Origin of the sequence: Microcoleus sp. S13_C3, from assembly GCF_036700905.1 — a bacterium.
GTDB lineage: Bacteria > Cyanobacteriota > Cyanobacteriia > Cyanobacteriales > Microcoleaceae > Microcoleus.
Map to the genome: position 1 here is coordinate 1 of NZ_JAUBPT010000354.1, position 1,412 is coordinate 1,412.

Genomic DNA, 1,412 nt, shown 5'->3' on the forward strand with positions numbered 1-1,412 from the left:
GGGAGCATCCCGATTTTGCAAGTATACAAAAGTATGATATGATGTATTGTTTTTTTGGAAAACCGACACTTAGCTTCCCGAAAAAATATGTTTTAGAGTCAATAAGCCATTTTATAGCAACTGAAGAATAGAGTGTCTCAAGAGTTACAATAGTCAATAAATAATTTTGAGGGAATCAAAATGACGCCTGACGAACAAGCACGTTTACAAGCTCATACTGCTGAAATCGCCAAAATTTTATACAGAAACACTCCCCCCGAGGCATTAGAGAGCCTGGAAACAATAGAAGGTCACCTGAGAAAACAATGGATAGAGAGAGTGGGACCCCAAGTTGCTTTTTTTTTATCAAAGAAACCACGGGGACAGACAAAGGACGTCCCCGAACAGTAAAAAGCTGTGTGGGTGAGTTAAAAATTACCGAAAAACAAGCAGAAAAATTAAATCTCAAAAAATCGACTCGCTTGGCCCCTGTTTTTGAGAAATGCTGTCTGCGACAAGTAGCCCTGTTATCCTATTCCAAGGCATCTGGTAGAAATTGAAGTACAGACGGGAGTCAAGATAGGTCATACCAGTTTACATAGATTGGTAGAAAACCAAGAGTGGGTTGAACCAGTAGCAGAAGCCCCCATTAAAGAAACCAGCGTAGATGGAGGGAAAGTGCGTGTTAGAGGACCAAAAGGAGAGGGTTCTCACTGGCTGGATTACAAAGCAGTTAGTCTTCATGGCAGCTTTTATGGTGCATATTTTCTGGAAAATGAAGTATTGATTGATTATGTCAATCGTCAGCCGTTAAATTCCCTAGTGACTTGTTTAGGTGATGGACATGACGGAATTTGGAATATCATCGGTAAATTCAATCCGGATGGTAATCGCCGAGAAATCTTAGACTGGTATCATTTAGTAGAAAATCTGTACAAAGTAGCAGGGTCTAGGAAACGGCTGTCTCAAGCCAAAGAATTGTTGTGGCAAGGTCGTATAGATGAAACCATTAAGTTGTTTGAGTTGTGCAGTAGTCGTCAGGCTACTAACTTTTGTAAATATCTCACAAAACATCGGAATCGAATTGTCAACTATCAACTCTTATCCAGCCAAAAGATTTGTTCTATTGGGTCGGGAGCGGTGGAATCATTAGTGAAACAGATTGATAGAAGATTAAAAATTTCCGGCGCTCAGTGGGGGAGTGAAAATATTAATCAAATGCTCAAACTTAGGTGTGCTTACTTGAATGAATTAATCTAGAATATAGATACCTCTTTTTTATTTTTGTTCCCAAATCCCATACTTTAGATACTCCTCTCTCGCCAGTTCGGTTAGCGTGCGGGCGATAACTTTTGCGTTCTATCATATAGCGGAGGGCGAAAAATTTTGGCTCTTATCATACTTTTAACCATTTACAAAACCGGGATGCTCCC

At 39.9% G+C, this 1,412-nt stretch carries 1 pseudogene; it reads left to right on the forward strand.

From position 1 onward, the window contains the following. Window positions 1-180 precede the first annotated feature (180 nt). Window positions 181-1,239, forward strand: a pseudogene (locus tag QUA16_RS36690) (ISKra4 family transposase). Window positions 1,240-1,412 lie beyond the last annotated feature (173 nt).